Below are 504 nucleotides of genomic sequence, written 5' to 3'. Positions count from 1 at the left end.
GTGAGTGACTGCTTATTTTTACTGTATGTGCGTACAGTAATCGAGCATTGCCAGCGACGCGATTTGAGCCGACGAGCTGTAGGTGAGGAGGGGGCTTGGCGGCCGGGAAATAAGGCGGGGAGGGATGAAGATTTGCATTACGGTGGCGTAAAAAAGCCCAGGTCACCATAGCACTTAGGCCAGGTCACGACAAGGTTTAGCGGGGGTTGAGCCAGTAACTACGGGGGTTCGACGCCGTTTCGAAGCATTGGCCGACACGCGGTGGGACCATGGGCCTGGCGTTCCATCACTGGGCGGATCGCCTTCTCTTTGAGCTGGGGGCATTGAGGTGTCACGGTCGGGCGAGTGACGTGCTACAGGTCGTAGGTAGGAGGGTCTGCACCTGGCGCGCGCCGTCGTCCCCCCACCTCGCCTGCGGGCTAAATGGGTCGATTTTTCTGCGCCCCTGCGGACCACTCTCGACGGCACAGGCTGGGCGGTTGCTCGGTGTTGTGGGGAGGTTGG

Origin of the sequence: Pseudomonas sp. S4_EA_1b (assembly GCF_016307435.1) — a bacterium.
Taxonomy (GTDB): Bacteria; Pseudomonadota; Gammaproteobacteria; order Pseudomonadales; family Pseudomonadaceae; genus Aquipseudomonas; species Aquipseudomonas rhodesiae.
Note: the sequence above shows the minus strand (reverse complement) of the source record.